Origin of the sequence: Streptomyces panaciradicis (genome assembly GCF_023516615.1) — a bacterium.
Taxonomy (GTDB): domain Bacteria; phylum Actinomycetota; class Actinomycetes; order Streptomycetales; family Streptomycetaceae; genus Streptomyces; species Streptomyces panaciradicis.
Genome location: NZ_JAMGBF010000004.1, coordinates 20,840 through 36,122, shown reverse-complemented (window position 1 = coordinate 36,122; position 15,283 = coordinate 20,840). Strand labels below are relative to the sequence as shown.

General features: G+C 71.5%; 13 protein-coding genes. 7 read left to right on the top strand and 6 right to left on the bottom strand.

The window, feature by feature from the left end; genetic code table 11:
- Positions 1-117 precede the first annotated feature (117 nt).
- On the bottom strand, positions 118-3,255 hold the full coding sequence (gene ileS, locus M8J74_RS02255) for an isoleucine--tRNA ligase (protein ID WP_249834780.1): 3,138 nt from the start codon (positions 3,253-3,255) through the stop codon (positions 118-120).
- 595 nt (positions 3,256-3,850) lie between these two features.
- Between ileS and M8J74_RS02250 the strand changes: the two genes are divergently transcribed.
- The 6 genes from M8J74_RS02250 to M8J74_RS02225 all read left to right on the top strand — a co-directional run bounded on the left by M8J74_RS02250 (position 3,851) and on the right by M8J74_RS02225 (position 9,639).
- Positions 3,851-5,068, top strand: a complete 1,218-nt coding sequence (locus M8J74_RS02250; protein WP_249834779.1) for a TraR/DksA family transcriptional regulator — start codon at positions 3,851-3,853, stop codon at positions 5,066-5,068.
- A gap of 61 nt (positions 5,069-5,129) precedes the next feature.
- On the top strand, positions 5,130-5,705 hold the full coding sequence (lspA, locus tag M8J74_RS02245) for a signal peptidase II (RefSeq protein WP_249834778.1): 576 nt from the start codon (positions 5,130-5,132) through the stop codon (positions 5,703-5,705).
- 58 nt (positions 5,706-5,763) lie between these two features.
- Positions 5,764-6,708: an RluA family pseudouridine synthase gene (locus M8J74_RS02240; RefSeq protein WP_058925852.1), complete on the top strand. Its 945-nt coding sequence runs from the start codon at positions 5,764-5,766 to the stop codon at positions 6,706-6,708.
- Entirely contained in the window at positions 6,705-7,178 is a 474-nt protein-coding gene (locus M8J74_RS02235; RefSeq protein WP_249834777.1) for a GNAT family N-acetyltransferase, read from the top strand. Before M8J74_RS02240 ends, M8J74_RS02235 begins: the two co-directional genes overlap by 4 nt.
- Before the next feature lie 85 nt (positions 7,179-7,263).
- Entirely contained in the window at positions 7,264-8,850 is a 1,587-nt protein-coding gene (locus M8J74_RS02230; protein WP_249834776.1) for a Na+/H+ antiporter, read from the top strand.
- Between the two features lie 48 nt (positions 8,851-8,898).
- A complete protein-coding gene (locus tag M8J74_RS02225; RefSeq protein WP_249834775.1) occupies positions 8,899-9,639 on the top strand; it encodes an SDR family NAD(P)-dependent oxidoreductase in 741 nt (246 codons plus the stop codon).
- A gap of 26 nt (positions 9,640-9,665) precedes the next feature.
- Here M8J74_RS02225 and M8J74_RS02220 read toward each other — a convergent pair whose 3' ends face one another.
- Positions 9,666-10,769, bottom strand: coding sequence for a mechanosensitive ion channel family protein (locus M8J74_RS02220; protein WP_249834774.1), 1,104 nt, complete (start codon positions 10,767-10,769; stop codon positions 9,666-9,668).
- Positions 10,770-10,876: 107 nt separating this feature from the next.
- Here M8J74_RS02220 and M8J74_RS02215 point away from each other — a divergent pair, with 107 nt between their 5' ends.
- Positions 10,877-11,446 carry a dienelactone hydrolase family protein gene (locus M8J74_RS02215; RefSeq protein ID WP_249834773.1) on the top strand — a complete coding sequence of 190 codons (570 nt, stop codon included), beginning with the start codon at positions 10,877-10,879 and terminating at the stop codon, positions 11,444-11,446.
- Positions 11,447-11,455: 9 nt separating this feature from the next.
- Here the strand turns inward: M8J74_RS02215 and M8J74_RS02210 are convergent, their stop codons facing one another.
- From M8J74_RS02210 to M8J74_RS02195, 4 genes are all read right to left on the bottom strand, one after another.
- Positions 11,456-11,806, bottom strand: coding sequence for a hypothetical protein (locus tag M8J74_RS02210; protein ID WP_058925858.1), 351 nt, complete (start codon positions 11,804-11,806; stop codon positions 11,456-11,458).
- Between the two features lie 103 nt (positions 11,807-11,909).
- A complete protein-coding gene (locus tag M8J74_RS02205) occupies positions 11,910-13,580 on the bottom strand; it encodes an alkaline phosphatase D family protein (RefSeq protein WP_249834772.1) in 1,671 nt (556 codons plus the stop codon).
- A 92-nt stretch (positions 13,581-13,672) separates the two neighbouring features.
- Complete coding sequence (locus M8J74_RS02200) at positions 13,673-14,485, bottom strand: thioredoxin domain-containing protein (protein ID WP_249834771.1); 813 nt, start codon at positions 14,483-14,485, stop codon at positions 13,673-13,675.
- 100 nt (positions 14,486-14,585) lie between these two features.
- Positions 14,586-15,278, bottom strand: a complete 693-nt coding sequence (locus M8J74_RS02195; RefSeq protein WP_249834770.1) for a hypothetical protein — start codon at positions 15,276-15,278, stop codon at positions 14,586-14,588.
- Positions 15,279-15,283: the final 5 nt, after the last annotated feature.

Below are 15,283 nucleotides of genomic sequence, written 5' to 3'. Positions count from 1 at the left end.
CCCCGGACTCCGGTCCGGGGCTCGCCCCTTTTACGCGGGTTGACTCTGCCGAACGGAAGGGGCGCGGGGAACCGATTGAACGGTTCCCCGCGCCCCTTCAGCCGCCGTCGGCGAGGATCACACCTTCCGGAGGCGGAACGTCAGGGACAGCCCCTCGTCGGTGAAGGCGGAGCCGTACGTGTCGTCCGCCTCACCCTGCCCGAAGTCCGTGGCCAGGACCTCGTCGGCGATCAGACCCGTGTGCTCGCTCAGCGCCGCGACGACCGCGGGGTCCGTGGACGTCCAGCGCAGGGCGATCCGGTCGGCCACGTCCAGCCCGCTGTTCTTCCGGGCCTCCTGGATCAGCCGGATCGCGTCACGGGCCAGACCCGCCTGCCGCAGCTCCTCGGTGATCTCCAGGTCGAGGGCCACGGTCGCACCGGAGTCGGACGCCACCGACCAGCCCTCGCGCGGGGTCTCGGTGATGATCACCTCGTCGGGGGCGAGCGAGATCGTCTCCCCGTCGACCTCCACCGACGCCGTGCCCTCGCGCAGGGCCAGCGACAGCGCGGCCGCGTCCGCGTTCGCGACGGCCTTGGCCACGTCCTGCACCCGCTTGCCGAACCGCTTGCCCAGCGCCCGGAAGTTGGCCTTCGCGGTGGTGTCCACCAGCGAACCGCCGACCTCGGACAGCGACGCCAGCGAGGAGACGTTCAGCTCCTCGGTGATCTGGGCGTGCAGCTCGGTGTCGAGGGACTCGAACCCGGCCGCCGCGACCAGTGCCCGCGACAGCGGCTGGCGCGTCTTCACGCCCGACTCCGCGCGCGTGGCGCGGCCGAGCTCGACCAGCCGCCGGACCAGCAGCATCTGCTTCGACAGCTCGGGGTCGATCGCCGTCAGGTCCGCCTCGGGCCAGGAGGCCAGGTGCACGGACTCCGGCGCGCCCGGGGTCACCGGCACGACCAGGTCCTGCCAGACCCGCTCGGTGATGAACGGCGTCAGCGGGGCCATGAGCTTGGTGACCGTCTCGACGACCTCGTGCAGGGTGCGCAGCGCCGCCTTGTCGCCCTGCCAGAAGCGGCGGCGCGAGCGGCGGACGTACCAGTTGGACAGGTCGTCGACGAACGCCGACAGGAGCTTGCCGGCGCGCTGGGTGTCGTAGGACTCCAGAGCCTGGGTTACTTGGTCGGTCAGCGCGTGCAGTTCGGACAGCAGCCAGCGGTCCAGGACGGGGCGGTCGGCCGGGGCCGGGTCCGCCTCGCTGGGCGCCCAGTCGGAGGTGCGGGCGTACAGGGCCTGGAAGGCGACCGTGTTCCAGTAGGTGAGGAGCGTCTTGCGGACGACCTCCTGGATCGTGCCGTGGCCCACACGCCGCGCGGTCCACGGTGAGCCGCCCGCCGCCATGAACCAGCGCACGGCGTCTGCGCCGTGCTGGTCCATCAGCGGGATCGGCTGCAGGATGTTGCCCAGGTGCTTGGACATCTTGCGGCCGTCCTCGGCCAGGATGTGACCGAGGCAGACGACGTTCTCGTACGACGACTTGTCGAAGACCAGCGTGCCGACGGCCATGAGGGTGTAGAACCACCCGCGGGTCTGGTCGATGGCCTCGGAGATGAACTGCGCCGGGTAGCGGCTCTCGAACAGCTCCTTGTTCTTGTACGGGTAGCCCCACTGCGCGAACGGCATGGAGCCCGAGTCGTACCAGGCGTCGATGACCTCGGGCACGCGCGTGGCCGTCTTCTCGCACGTGGGGCAGGCGAAGGTGACGTCGTCGATGTACGGGCGGTGCGGGTCCAGTTCGGACTGGTCGGTGCCGGTCAGCTCGGTGAGCTCGGCGCGGGAGCCGACGACCGTGAGGTGCTCGTCCTCGCAGCGCCAGATCGGCAGCGGGGTGCCCCAGTAGCGGTTGCGGGACAGGGCCCAGTCGATGTTGTTGTTCAGCCAGTCGCCGTACCGGCCGTGCTTGACGGTGTCCGGGAACCAGTTGGTGTTCTCGTTCTCCTGAAGGAGCCGGTCCTTGATGGCCGTGGTGCGGATGTACCAGGACGGCTGCGCGTAGTAGAGGAGCGCGGTGTGGCAGCGCCAGCAGTGCGGGTAGCTGTGCTCGTACGGGATGTGCTTGAAGAGGAGGCCGCGCTGCTGGAGGTCCTCGGTGAGCTTTTCGTCCGCCTTCTTGAAGAAGACGCCGCCGACGAGCGGGACGTCCTCCTCGAAGGTGCCGTCCGGGCGGACCGGGTTCACCACGGGCAGGCCGTAGGCGCGGCAGACCTTGAGGTCGTCCTCACCGAAGGCGGGGGACTGGTGGACCAGACCCGTGCCGTCCTCGGTCGTGACGTACTCCGCGTTGACCACGTAGTGCGCCGGCTCCGGGAACTCCACGAGCTCGAACGGACGTTGATACGTCCAGCGCTCCATCTCGGCGCCGGTGAAGGACCGGCCGGTCGTCTCCCAGCCCTCGCCGAGGGCCTTCTCGACGAGCGGCTCGGCGACGACGAGCTTCTCCTCGCCGTTCGTGGCGACGACGTAGGTGACGTCGGGGTGGGCGGCGACGGCCGTGTTGGACACCAGGGTCCAGGGGGTCGTCGTCCACACCAGGAGCGCGGCCTCGCCGGCGAGCGGACCGGAGGTGAGCGGGAAACGGACGTACACGGACGGGTCGACGACCGTCTCGTAGCCCTGCGCCAGCTCGTGGTCCGACAGGCCGGTGCCGCAGCGCGGGCACCAGGGGGCGACGCGGTGGTCCTGCACCAGCAGGCCCTTGTCGAAGATCGTCTTCAGCGACCACCAGACCGATTCGATGTACTCGGGGTCCATCGTGCGGTAGGCGTCGTCCAGGTCGACCCAGTAGCCCATGCGGGTCGTCAGCTCGGTGAAGGCGTCGGTGTGGCGGGTCACCGACTCGCGGCACTTGGCGTTGAACTCGGCGATGCCGTACTTCTCGATATCCGGCTTGCCGCTGAAGCCCAGCTCCTTCTCGACCGCGAGCTCCACGGGCAGGCCGTGGCAGTCCCAGCCGGCCTTGCGGGCCACGTGGTGGCCGCGCATGGTGCGGAAGCGGGGGAAGACGTCCTTGAAGACGCGGGCCTCGATGTGGTGGGCGCCGGGCATGCCGTTGGCGGTGGGCGGGCCCTCGTAGAACACCCACTCGGGGCGGCCCTCGGACTGCTCCAGGGTCTTGGCGAAGATCTTCTGCTCGCGCCAGAAGTCGAGCACGGCGTGCTCGAGGGCGGGCAGGTCGACCTGGGCGGGCACCTGGCGGTACGTCGGCGTTGTCATCAGCGAGCTTCCTCCGGCGGACTTGCTGCCTTCCGTCCGGAGGGACGAGAGCCGAATGCTTCCCTACGCCGGTTTCGGCGCGCTCCCGCGGTACCACCCTCCTTGGCCCGCCGGCGCGGGGTGTGCGCCGATGAGCCCCCTCATTGGGGTCGCGATGCCGGTTCTACGGCCGCGGCTGCGGCTTTCTTCCGGCGGCTCCGGGGTGATCTTCACGTCGCGCTCGCCCCCGGGCTTCCACCGTCCCCGGGTCGCTCTGGGCTGCGTACGCCGCTACTCGTCCCCATCCACGCTTTTCGCTCCGCCCAGTGTACGGCGCCGCGCGGACAGCGGCCGACCGGTTTTCGGAGCTCCGGTGACAGGGGTGCCGGGGGAGCGGAGATGACCCGAATGGAGCGGTACGCGTGTTCGCATTCCGGGACGCACGGTCCGGCGGATTATGCCGCGAGGAGGTGGGCACAACGGATGCAGGCTCGCGGAGCGGCATGCGCGAGCCGGGCGAATCGGGCGGTGTGCCCCGTTGCCGCGGGACTCAAGTCGATTTATCGTCCCAGCACGATTCGCGTGCAAGATCACAATATGTGAAGGGGCCGCGGCCATGGTGGCGAAGAAGACCGCCGTACAGCATTCGGCGCCCGGCAGGTCCACACAGGCCCCGGGCGGTGCGGCCAAGGATGTGAGCGGGAAGAAGAGCGCGCGGGGCGGGGCCGGCGGGCGCGCGGGCGGGGCGGCGAAGGCGGAGCAGAGCGCGGAGCCGGTGAAGAGGGTGCGGGGCGCCGCCGCGGCGAAGGGCTCCGGGCCGCCTCCGGAGACCGAGCCGGCGCCCGAGGCGAAGCCCACGAGCAAGCGGGCCGCGGGGAAGGCGACGGGTGCCGCGAAGGCGACGGGAGCTGCGAAGACGGCCGGTGCCGCAAAGGCTGCAGGAGCTGCGAAGACGGCGGGTGCTGCCCGGACGGCGGGAGCTGCGAAGGCGGCGGCCGGTACGGCGGGGGCCGCTGAAGCGGGGGCCAAGACGGCGGCCGTCGGTAAGGCGGCGGCCGGTGAGGCGGGTGCCGGAAGGTCGGGGGTGGGTAAGAAGGCCGCCGGGAAGAAGACGGTGGCCAAGAAGGCCGCGCCGAAGAAGGAGACGGCGGCGAAAGCGGTGGCCGGGAAGGCGGCCGGGAAGGGCGCCGCCGAGGAGGCCGCTCCACGCAAGCGTGCCGCCAAGAAGACGGCGGCGCGTGCGGGAGGGGGCGCCGGGAAGGCGGTCGCCCCCGCGAGCGCGGGCGAGAAGAACGAGAGCACGGCCAAGAAGGCGGGCGCGGCGCAGGCCGCGGAGCAGACGGGAGCCACGACAGTGGTTGCGAAGAAGACTCCTGGCACGGCCACGGCGGCGAAGAGCGCCGTACCCAAGGCACGCCTCGCCGCGGCGGTGGAGCCGGGCGAGCTGGCGGTACGCCCCGGAGAGGACCCCTGGACGACGGAGGAGGTCGAGGAGGCGCGCGCCGAGCTGCAGTCCGAGCAGCAGCGGCTGAGCGACGAGATCTCCTCCTCCGAGGCCGCCCTGCAGGGCCTGATGCGGGACTCCGGGGACGGCGCCGGCGACGACCAGGCGGACACCGGCACGAAGAACATCACGCGCGAGCACGAGATGGCGCTCGCCGCCAACGCGCGCGAGATGCTCACGCAGACCGAGCACGCCCTGCAGCGGCTGGACGCGGGCACGTACGGCCTGTGCGAGAACTGCGGCAACCCGATCGGCAAGGCCCGCATGCAGGCCTTCCCGCGGGCCACCCTGTGCGTGGAGTGCAAGCAGAAGCAGGAACGCCGGTACTGAGTGCTCACACGCGCGTGTCGTACCCTCGTCCTCAGTCAGGTACCTAGGTCGAGGGACTCACGTGGCAGAGGCGGAGCGCATCATCGGTACGCCGGATACCCCAGAGGCGGCGGGGTCCGCATCGCGGCAGGACACGGTCGCGCGCCCCGAGGGCAGGCGCAGGATCGCCGTGCTGTTCGCGGTCGCCGCCTTCGCCTACCTCCTCGACCTCGGCAGCAAGCTGCTCGTGGTCGCCAAGCTGGAGCATCACGCCCCGATCGAGGTCGTCGGGGACTGGCTGAAGCTGGAGGCGATCCGCAACGCGGGCGCGGCCTTCGGTTTCGGGGAGGCCTTCACCGTGATCTTCACGGTGATCGCGGCGGCGGTGATCGTGGTGATCGTCCGCCTCGCCCGCAAGCTCTACAGCCTGCCCTGGGCGATCGCGCTCGGCCTGCTGCTGGGCGGTGCGCTGGGCAACCTCACCGACCGGATCTTCCGCTCGCCGGGCATCTTCGAGGGCGCGGTCGTCGACTTCATCGCGCCCAAGGGCTTCGCCGTCTTCAACCTGGCCGACTCGGCGATCGTCTGCGGCGGTGTGCTGATCGTGCTCCTGTCCTTCCGGGGCCTCGACCCGGACGGCACCGTCCACAAGGACTGAGCCCCGGTTTTCCACAGGCCCGGTCGGGGCGGCCGGCGGTGTCCGGCATACTCGACGGGTGAGCACGATTCCCGAGATCCGAACCCTGCCCGTGCCCGACGGCCTGGAGGGCGAGCGCGTCGACGCCGCCATCTCCCGCATGTTCGGCTTCTCCCGCACGAAGGCGGCCGAGCTCGCCGCGGCGGGGAAGGTCATGGTCGACGGATCGGTGGTCGGGAAGTCGGAGCGGGTGCACGGCGGCGCCTGGCTCGAGGTCGAGATGCCGCAGGCGCCCGCGCCCGTGCAGGTCGTCGCGGAGCCCGTCGAGGGCATGGAGATCGTGCACGACGACGACGACGTGGTGGTGATCGTCAAGCCGGTGGGCGTGGCCGCGCACCCGTCGCCGGGCTGGACCGGGCCGACGGTCATCGGGGGCCTCGCCGCGGCCGGCTACCGCATCTCCACCTCCGGCGCCGCCGAGCGCCAGGGCATCGTGCACCGCCTCGACGTCGGCACCTCCGGCCTGATGGTCGTCGCCAAGTCCGAGTACGCGTACACCTCGCTCAAGCGCCAGTTCAAGGAGCGCACGGTCGACAAGCGCTACCACACGCTCGTGCAGGGCCACCCGGACCCGACCAGCGGCACCATCGACGCGCCCATCGGCCGTCACCCCCAGCACGACTACAAGTGGGCGGTCACGGCCGAGGGCAAGCCCTCCGTGACGCACTACGACCTCATCGAGGCGTTCCGCTCCGCCTCCCTGCTCGACGTGAAGCTGGAGACCGGCCGCACCCACCAGATCCGGGTCCACATGGCCGCCCACCGCCACCCCTGCGTCGGCGACCTCACGTACGGCGCCGACCCGACCCTGGCGAAGCGGCTGCACCTGACCCGGCAGTGGCTGCACGCCGTCCGCCTCGGCTTCGAGCACCCCGGCGACGGGCAGTGGGTGGAGTTCTCCAGCGACTACCCGGCCGACCTGCAGAAGGCGCTGGACCAGGTCCGCGAGGAGACCTACGGATGAGCGGCACGCCCGCGTACGAGGTGCGCGTCGCCGAGGACCCCGCCGACCTGGAGGCCTGCTTCGCCGTCCGCAAGGAGGTCTTCGTCGGCGAGCAGGGCGTGCCCGAGGACATCGAGTACGACGCGTACGACGCCGTGGCCGTGCATGTGCTGGCCGTGCGGGAGGACGGGTTCACGCTCGGCACCGGGCGGCTGCTGCACGGGGAGGCGGCCACGGCCAAGGTCGGCGGCGACTTGTCCGTGGGGTCGCTCGGGCGGCTCGCGGTCGCCCGGGAGGCGCGGGGTCTGGGAATCGGCGTCGCGCTGGTCCGGGCCATCGAGGACGCGGCCCGCGCGCGGGGGCTGACGGCCGTGGATCTGCACGCCCAGACGCACGCCCTGGGGTTCTACGAGCGGCTCGGGTACGAGGCGTACGGGCCGGAGTACCTGGAGGCGGGCATCGCGCACCGGGCGATGCGGCGCGCTCTGTAGCAGGGGGCCGAAAGCGCAGGTCGGGTCGGCGTCGTGGCAGGCTGGAGGTCTGCCCGTCGGACGTCGATCTTCCGGAGCGCTGACCGTGGATCAGTTGGCCCTGCTGTTCGTGCTGTTGCTCGGGGCCGTACTGAGCGTGCCGGTGGGGGACCGGTTCGGGCTGCCCGCGCCGGTCCTGATGACCCTCCTCGGGATCGTCCTCGCCGTCGCCGACTTCGTGCCCGACGTCAATGTCCCGCCGGATCTGATCCTGCCCCTGCTGCTGCCCCCGCTGCTGTACGCGGCCGTGCGGCGGACCTCGTGGCGGCAGTTCGCGGCGAACATCAGGCCGATCTTCCTGCTGGCGGTGGCGCTGGTCTTCGTCACCACCGTGTGCGTGGCCGCGGTCGCGCACGCCGTCGTGCCGGGGCTGCCCGTCGCCGCCGCCGTCGCCCTCGGCGCCCTGGTCGCGCCGCCCGACCCGGTCGCCGCCACGGCGGTCGCGGGCCAGCTCGGGCTGCCGCGCCGGCTGGTGTCCATCCTGGAGGGCGAGGGCCTGTTCAACGACGTGACGGCGATCGTGCTGTACCACGTGGCGGTGGCCGCCGCCGTCAGCGGGGAGTTCCACGCGGCGCGGGCGGCGCTCGACCTCGTGCTGTCCGCCGTGGTCGCGGTCGCGGTGGGCGTCGCCCTGGGCTGGGGCGCCAACCGGCTCCTCGACCTGCTGGGCGACGCGACCCTGCAGGTCGGCCTGACGCTGCTGGTGCCGTACGCCTCGTACGTCCTGGCCGAGGAGCTGCACGGCTCCGGTGTGCTCGCCGTGCTGACCACCGCGCTGTTCCTCGCGGAGTACGCCACCGACCCCGACGACGTGATGACACGGCTCGCCGGGCACACCTTCTGGGACATCGTCGACACGCTCGTCACCGGCGTCGCCTTCGGGCTGATCGGCCTGGAGCTGCACAACGCCATCCGGACGGCGTCCGGGCGGTGGGGCGAGCTGCTGGCCTGGTCGGCGTTGATCCTCGGCGTGGTCGTCCTGGTCCGCCTGGTGTACCTGCTGCCGGCGACCTGGCTGACCCAGCGGCTGCACGCCAAGCGGGACCACGACGAGGACATCCCGACGGGCTGGCGGGAGACCGTCGTCATGTGGTGGTCCGGCATGCGGGGCGTGGCCTCGGTCGCCCTGGCCCTGGCGATCCCGCTGAAGACGGACGCCGGGTCGGCCTTCCCCGACCGGGACGAGATCATCTTCATCGCCTTCGGCGTGATCATGGGCACGCTGGTGCTGCAGGGACTGACCCTGCCCTGGCTCGTGAAGAAGCTCGGCGTGCAGTCCGACACCGAGCGCGAGAAGAAGTTCGAGCGGGAGCTCGCCGTGCGGGCGGCCAAGGCGGCCAAGCGCCGGCTGCGGGAGATCGAGGAGGTCGAGGAGCTGCCGGAGGAGCTGTCCGAGCAGATGCTGCGGCGGGCCTTCGAGATCGGGGTGCGGATCAGCCCTGACCTGGGGGAGGAGGAGCGGCGCGAGGCGCACGAGCTGCGGGTGCGGCGGCTGAAGCGGATGCGGCGGATCCAGGGCGAGCTGCTGAGCGCCGCCCGGCACGAGGTGCTGGCGGCGCGGAACGAGCCGGGGGCAGATCCGGAGGTCGTGGACCGGGTGCTGCGCCATCTCGACGTACGCAGCCTGCGCTGAGCGCAATGCGGTTGCGGGACGGGGGCGTCCCGTGCCTAGGGTCGGATCATGGCTCGCAACGTGGTGATCAGCGGTGGCGGTACGGGAATCGGGCTCGCGGCGGCCCGGCTCTTCGCGGCGGACGGGGACCGGGTCCTGCTGCTCGGACGGCGCGAGGAGGTGCTGAAGCGGGCCGACGTGCCCGGCGCCTCGACGTACGCCGCCGATCTCGGCGACCCGGCCGCCGTGCGCGGTGTCGCGGACTTCGTGGCGCGGGAGTTCGGGACGGTGGACGTCCTGGTCCACGGCGCCGGGGGCAACGGACAGCTGGAGCCGCCGGCCGGGAGCGCGGATCCGCTCGACCGGGTCGCCCACGCCTGGACCGTCAACTTCCGCATCAACACCCTGACCGCCGTGCTCCTGACCGAGGCCCTCAAGGACCGGCTCGCCTCTCCCGGCGGACGGGTGCTGTTCGTCAGCTCCATCGCCGCCTACCGGGGATCGGGCAGCGGGGCGTACGCGGGCGCCAAGGCGGCGCTGCATCCGTACGCCCACGATCTGGCGCGGGAGCTGGGGCCGCGCGGGATCACCGCGAACGTGGTGGCGCCGGGGTACATCGAGGACACCGAGTTCTTCGGGCCGCGGATCGACCCGGCCCGGCGCGAGCGGCTCGTCGCCGAGACCTCGAACGGGCGCGCCGGCACCCCCGGCGACGTCGCCGCGACCCTGCACTGGCTCGCGTCACCGGGGGCCGGACATGTGACCTCACAGATCCTCCAGGTCAACGGGGGCGCCGAGCGCGGACACTGAGCGGCGCCCCCGTGCGCCGCGCGGCCTCAGCCGCGCCCCGTGCGCGGGGTCTCGAAGGCGCGGTGGCGGTGGCCGTCCTGGTGCGGCACCAGACCCGGCGGCAGCACCGCCTCCGCCGTGTTGACGCGTGGCAGGGCGTGCGGATGGCGTTCGTTCAGCCAGCGGACCATCTGCTCGCGGACCGTGACCCGCACCGTCCAGATGTCGTCCGCGTCCTTGGCCGTCACCAGGGCGCGGACCTGGATGGTGTTGGGCGTCGAGTCGGTGACCGCGAGGCCGTAGTCGCGGCCGTCCCAGGCGGGGCACTGGCGCAGGATGTCGCGGAGCTTGGCGCGCATCTCCTCGACCGGCGCCGAGTGGTCCAGGTGCCAGTAGACGATGCCGGTCATCTGCGGGGTGCCGCGCGACCAGTTCTCGAACGGCTTCGAGGTGAAGTACGACACGGGCATGGTGATGCGCCGCTCGTCCCAGGTCCGCACGGTCAGGAAGGTCAGCGTGATCTCCTCGACGGTGCCCCACTCGCCGTCGACCACGACCGTGTCGCCCAGGCGCACCATGTCGCCGAAGGCGATCTGCAGCCCGGCGAACATGTTGCTCAGCGTCGACTGGGCGGCGACACCGGCGACGATGCCGAGGATGCCGGCCGAGGCCAGCAGGGAGGCGCCGGCCGCGCGCATCGCGGGGAACGTCAGCAGCATCGCGGCCACGGCCACCACACCGACGATCGCGGTGACCACCCGCATGATCAGCGACACCTGGGTGCGCACCCGGCGGACCCGGGCGGCGTCGTGGTGGGCACGGGCGTAACGGGTGTACGAGGTCTCGACGATCGCCGCGGCGATCCGGATCACCAGCCAGGCGGCGGCCCCGATGAGGACCAGGGTCAGGAACTGGCCGACGGCCACCCGGTGCTCGCGCGTCAGCCGGGCCTGGTCGTAGGAGCCTCTGAGCAGGGCGGCGCACAGCACGAGTTGGTAGGGGAACCTGCCGCGCCGCAGCAGTCCCCACAGTTGTGTCTCGCTGTCACGTTCGTCGGCCTTGCGCAGCAGCAGGTCGGTGGCCCAGCCGATGAGCAGCGTGAGCACGACCGACCCGCCGATCACGATCAGAGGGCGGAGTACGTTCTCCATGCCTGCGAACCTAACCGGCCTCGCGGGGTCATGAACATGTGACTTCCGGCGGTAAACGGGTACGGCCGCCGGACGGCGCCGTCCCTCCCGGCTGGCACCATGGCCTCATGAACATCATGCTCTTTCACTCGACCTACGGCCTCAGGCCCGCGGTGCGCGAGGCCGCGGACCGGCTGCGCGGCGCCGGACACGAGGTGTGGACCCCGGATCTCTTCGACGGGCGCACGTTCGAGACGGTCGAGGAGGGCATGGCCCACAAGGACGAGATCGGCAAGGACGAGCTGCTGAAGCGGGCGGTGCTGGCCGCCGCGCCCTACTCGGAGCGGGGCCTGGTGTACGCGGGCTTCTCGCTGGGCGCCTCGATCGCGCAGACCCTCGCGCTCGGCGACGACAAGGCCCGCGGCCTGCTGCTCCTGCACGGCACGTCGGACATCGCGCCGAACGCCGCGGTGGACGAGCTGCCGGTCCAGCTGCACGTGGCCGAACCGGACCCGTTCGAGACGGACGACTGGCTGAGCGCCTGGTATCTGCAGATGGGCAGGGCGGGCGCGGACGTGGAGATCTACCGGTACGCGGGCGCCGGTCACCTCTACACCGATCCCGGGCTGCCGGACTGGGACGAGGAGGCCGCCGAGGCCACCTGGCGGGTGGCACTCGGCTTCCTCGAAACGCTCTAGCCGGCGGTCTCAGCCCGGGAAGCACTCCTTGGGGTTGTGCACCAGCGACTCGAAGTGCCCGGACCACACCCAGGTCTGCGGCTTGGAGTCGTAGAGCCGGAACCACAGCGCACCCGAGGGGGTCTTGGTGGTCGAGCACTGGATCCGCAGGGTCGTCTTGAACGGCTCCACGCGGAACCTGGTCGACGAGGACGTGGGCTTGGCGTAGAGGGGCGCGCCGTGGACGTCCAGCACCGTCAGGTTCACGTACGCCGGTGCCGCCGAGGCCTCCTGCGCCTGGGTGGTGGCGGTGATCCCGGCGAGGGCCAGGGCGGCTCCGAGCACCGCGGTCTTCCTCAGGACACTCTGGGGGGTGGCCATGTGACTCCAATCAGAACGGAACTGACGGGCCGCCGGCTCAGCGGCCCGTCAGTTTGTTCGATGGAATCAAGATCCGCTCGGTTGCTCCGGGCGCCGGATTTTCTTACACCGGGTCGTAGGTCCGCTCGACCTTCTGGGTGCCGGAGCGCGTGCGGTAGGAACGCACCCAGGTCGAGGTCGCGTTCCTGTCCGTGCGGTCGGACAGGACGTAGTAGTCCATCTGCGCGCGGTCGGCGGTGATGTCCAGGACGCCGTAGCCGTGGCGGTCGGTGTCCACCCAGTGCACGTGCCGGTTGGCGGCCCTGATGACCGGTGCGGCGATCGCGGAGACGGTGCCCTCGGGGACCTTCACGATGTCGTCGAGGTTGTCGGAGGTCACCGAGGTGACGACGAACTCCGTGGCGGCCGAGGCCGACAGCGGGTAGGTGCCGGCGTCCACCGGCACGTCGTTGGCCCACGCCATGTGGATGTCGCCGGTGAGGAACACGGTGTTGCGGATGGCGTTGGACCGCAGATGGGCGAGGAGTTCGCGGCGGTCGTCGGTGTAGCCGTCCCACTGGTCGGTGTTGACGGCGAGGCCCTCCTGGGGCAGGCCGAGCAGCTTGGCGAGCGGCTTGAGCAGGTCCGCGGAGAGCGAGCCGACGACGAACGGCGCGATCATCACCGAGTTGCCGACCAGCCGCCAGGTGGTGTCGGAGGCCTTCAACCCGGCCTTGAGCCAGTCGAGTTGGGCGCGGCCCGTGATCGTGCGGTCCGGGTCGTCCACCGAACCGGAGCCGGAGGACGCCTGCTGCGAGCGGAAGGAGCGCAGGTCCAGCAGCGACAGGTCGGCGAGCTTGCCGAAGCGCAGCCGGCGGTAGGTGGTGCCGGCGATCGCCGGGCGGACCGGCATCCACTCGAAGTAGGCCTGCTTGGCGGCCGCCTTGCGGTCGGTCCAGGTGCCCTCGGCGCCCTCGGTGTGGTTGACCGCGCCGCCGGACCATGCGTTGTCGGCGAACTCGTGGTCGTCCCAGATCGCGACGACGGGCGCCTTCAGGTGCAGGGCCTGAAGGTCCGGGTCTGTCTTGTACTTGCCGTGCCGGGTGCGGTAGTCGGCGAGCGTGAGGATCTCGTTGGCGGGCGCGTGCGGGCGGACGACCGTGCCGCGGGCGGCGTACTCGCCGGACTTGTACTCGTAGATGTAGTCGCCGAGATGTAGCCAGGCGTCGAGGTCGCCCCGGTCCGCGAGATGGCGGTACGAGGCGAAGTAACCGCCCTCCCAGTTGGCGCAGGAGACCACGCCGAAGCGCAGGGAGGTAACGGCCGCGTCCGCCGCCGGCGCGGTGCGGGTGCGCGCCACCGGGGAGTCGGTGCCGCCGGCCGAGAAGCGGAACCAGTAGTCGGTGGCCGGGCGCAGGCCTCGTATGTCCGCCTTGACGGTGTGGTCGGAGGCGGCGGTCGCCGTGACGGAGCCCTTGGCGACGATGTTCGTCAACGCCCGGTCCGTGGCGACGACCCAGCCGACCTCGGTGTCCGGGCCGAGCCCGGAGCCGGGCGTCGCCTCGGCGGTGGGCGTGACGCGGGTCCACAGCAGGACGCCGTCGGGCAGCGGGTCGCCGGAGGCGACGCCGTGCAGGAACTGGGGGGTCTCGGCGGCGGCCCGGGCGGGCAGGGCGGCGGCGAGCGGGCCGGCCAGGACAGCGGTCGCCGCCGCGGCCTTGACGACCGTACGGCGGCGGGGCGAGAGCGAGTTGGGAGGCTGGGACGCCTCGGAGGTTCTGTATCGACTGGTCACGGGCGATCAGGTTACTGATCGGTACGCGCGAGAGCGGGCGAACCCCGAAAGTTCGCCCGCTCTTCACGCGGAGGTGAGATCCCCTGCGGGGGTCAGCCCTTGAGGGCCGCGTCGACCGCCTGGTTGAACGTGGCGACCGTCCACCCCTGGTTCTGGTCGGAACTCGTGAGCTGCTTGCCGTTCATGACGAAGCCCGGCGTGCCGGTCACGCCGTCCTTGTTGTTGTCGAAGGTCTTCGACATCGCCACCGCCCAGGCGTCATAGGTGCCCTTCTTGACCGCGTTCTGGAACTGGGTGTTGTCCTTCAGCGCGGGAACGGTGTTCGCGATCTTGATGAGGTAGTTGTCGTCCTTGAACTTGTCGGTGGTCTCGTCCGGGTGCCACTTCGCCGAGTACATCGCGGACTTGTACTGGAGGAACGCCTCGTCGCTGACGTTCAACGCGGCGCCCAGCGCGCTCAGCGCGTTCTTGGAGCCCTGGCCGTTGTCCTTGTTGTCGATGAAGGTGGCGCCGATGTACTGGATCTTGTACTTGCCGCCGTCGATGTCCTTCTTCACGGTCGAACCGACGGTCTGCTCGAACGAGGCGCAGATCGGGCAGCGCGGGTCCTCGTAGACCTTGAGGGTCTTGGCGTTCGACTTGCCGATGACCACGGTGGTGCCCTTGGCGCCCGTGGTGTGGGCCGGGGCGACGACCTTGGCGTCCTTCAGGCCCTCCCAGTAGCTGGGCTTGTTGGCCTGGACGACGGCGTAGCCTATGCCGCCGGCCGCCGCCAGCACGGCGACGATCGAGCAGGCCACGATGACCTGCCGCTTGACCTTGGCCCTCTTGGCCTGGCGCTCGCGCTCGACCCGCAGCCGCTCTCGGGCCGCCGTCTTCGCCGTCTGGGTGTTCCGCTTGCTCATGTTCGTCTACTCCATGTGGGACGCGCACACGTCGTACGCGGGATACGTGTGGGGGACTGATCGTGCTCAGGGGGTCGCTCGGGCGACCGGGACGGATCGCTCAGACCAGAGCGACCGAGCACGGCGGTCCACGCCGTCCCAGGGAGTGCGCGAGAAGCCGGTCGCGGACGACGGCGACGGGCGGGCGGGGGCGCCGGATGCGCCGCACCGCCGAGGCGGGCCGGACGGCCACCGCGGCGACGGCCAGCAGGAGCGGACGGAACGTCGTCGCGGCGACCGCGCGCACCAGCTGGGTCAGCGCCCGCTCGCCGCGGCGCAGCCAGGCGGCCGCGAGGAGGCCGACGCCGACGTGCGCGCCGAGCAGCAGCCAGGCGGTCGCCGGGTCGGCGTGGGCGAGCAGGGCCGCCAGCCGGTCGGTGCCGGTGCCGGTCACGCGGGCCAGTGGAGTGCCGACCGGGGTGCTGCTGCCGCACAGCAGGTCCCAGCCGACGGAGCGCAGGGGGCCGGCGACGGGGCCGCCCGCACGGCCGTAGCAGACGTGCTGGCCGGTGGTGAAGACGGTGTCGGCGGCCAGCTCCAGCGGGATCAGCGCCCCGGCGATCCGCGCGAAGCCGCGCTCGCGGCCGGCCAGGGCGTAGGCGGCCGCGAACACGGCGGCGGCGACCGCGGCCACCGTGTTCACCGGCAGCGGGACCTGCGACAGCAGCACGTGCGACGCGGAGCTGAGCGTCACGACGAGTGCCGTGAACAGCGCCGCGCGTACGGCTCTGAGCTGGATCCCGGATATGTCCATAGCGT

Excerpts from the sequence above, each read along its gene's own strand:
- ileS (WP_249834780.1), bottom strand. The coding sequence starts at position 3,255 with ATGACAACGCCGACGTACCGCCAGGTGCCCGCCCAGGTCGACCTGCCC.
- M8J74_RS02250 (WP_249834779.1), top strand. The coding sequence starts at position 3,851 with ATGGTGGCGAAGAAGACCGCCGTACAGCATTCGGCGCCCGGCAGGTCC.
- M8J74_RS02235 (WP_249834777.1), top strand. The coding sequence starts at position 6,705 with ATGAGCGGCACGCCCGCGTACGAGGTGCGCGTCGCCGAGGACCCCGCC.
- M8J74_RS02225 (WP_249834775.1), top strand. The coding sequence starts at position 8,899 with ATGGCTCGCAACGTGGTGATCAGCGGTGGCGGTACGGGAATCGGGCTC.
- M8J74_RS02220 (WP_249834774.1), bottom strand. The coding sequence starts at position 10,769 with ATGGAGAACGTACTCCGCCCTCTGATCGTGATCGGCGGGTCGGTCGTG.
- M8J74_RS02215 (WP_249834773.1), top strand. The coding sequence starts at position 10,877 with ATGAACATCATGCTCTTTCACTCGACCTACGGCCTCAGGCCCGCGGTG.
- M8J74_RS02210 (WP_058925858.1), bottom strand. The coding sequence starts at position 11,806 with ATGGCCACCCCCCAGAGTGTCCTGAGGAAGACCGCGGTGCTCGGAGCC.
- M8J74_RS02200 (WP_249834771.1), bottom strand. The coding sequence starts at position 14,485 with ATGAGCAAGCGGAACACCCAGACGGCGAAGACGGCGGCCCGAGAGCGG.
- M8J74_RS02195 (WP_249834770.1), bottom strand. The coding sequence starts at position 15,278 with ATGGACATATCCGGGATCCAGCTCAGAGCCGTACGCGCGGCGCTGTTC.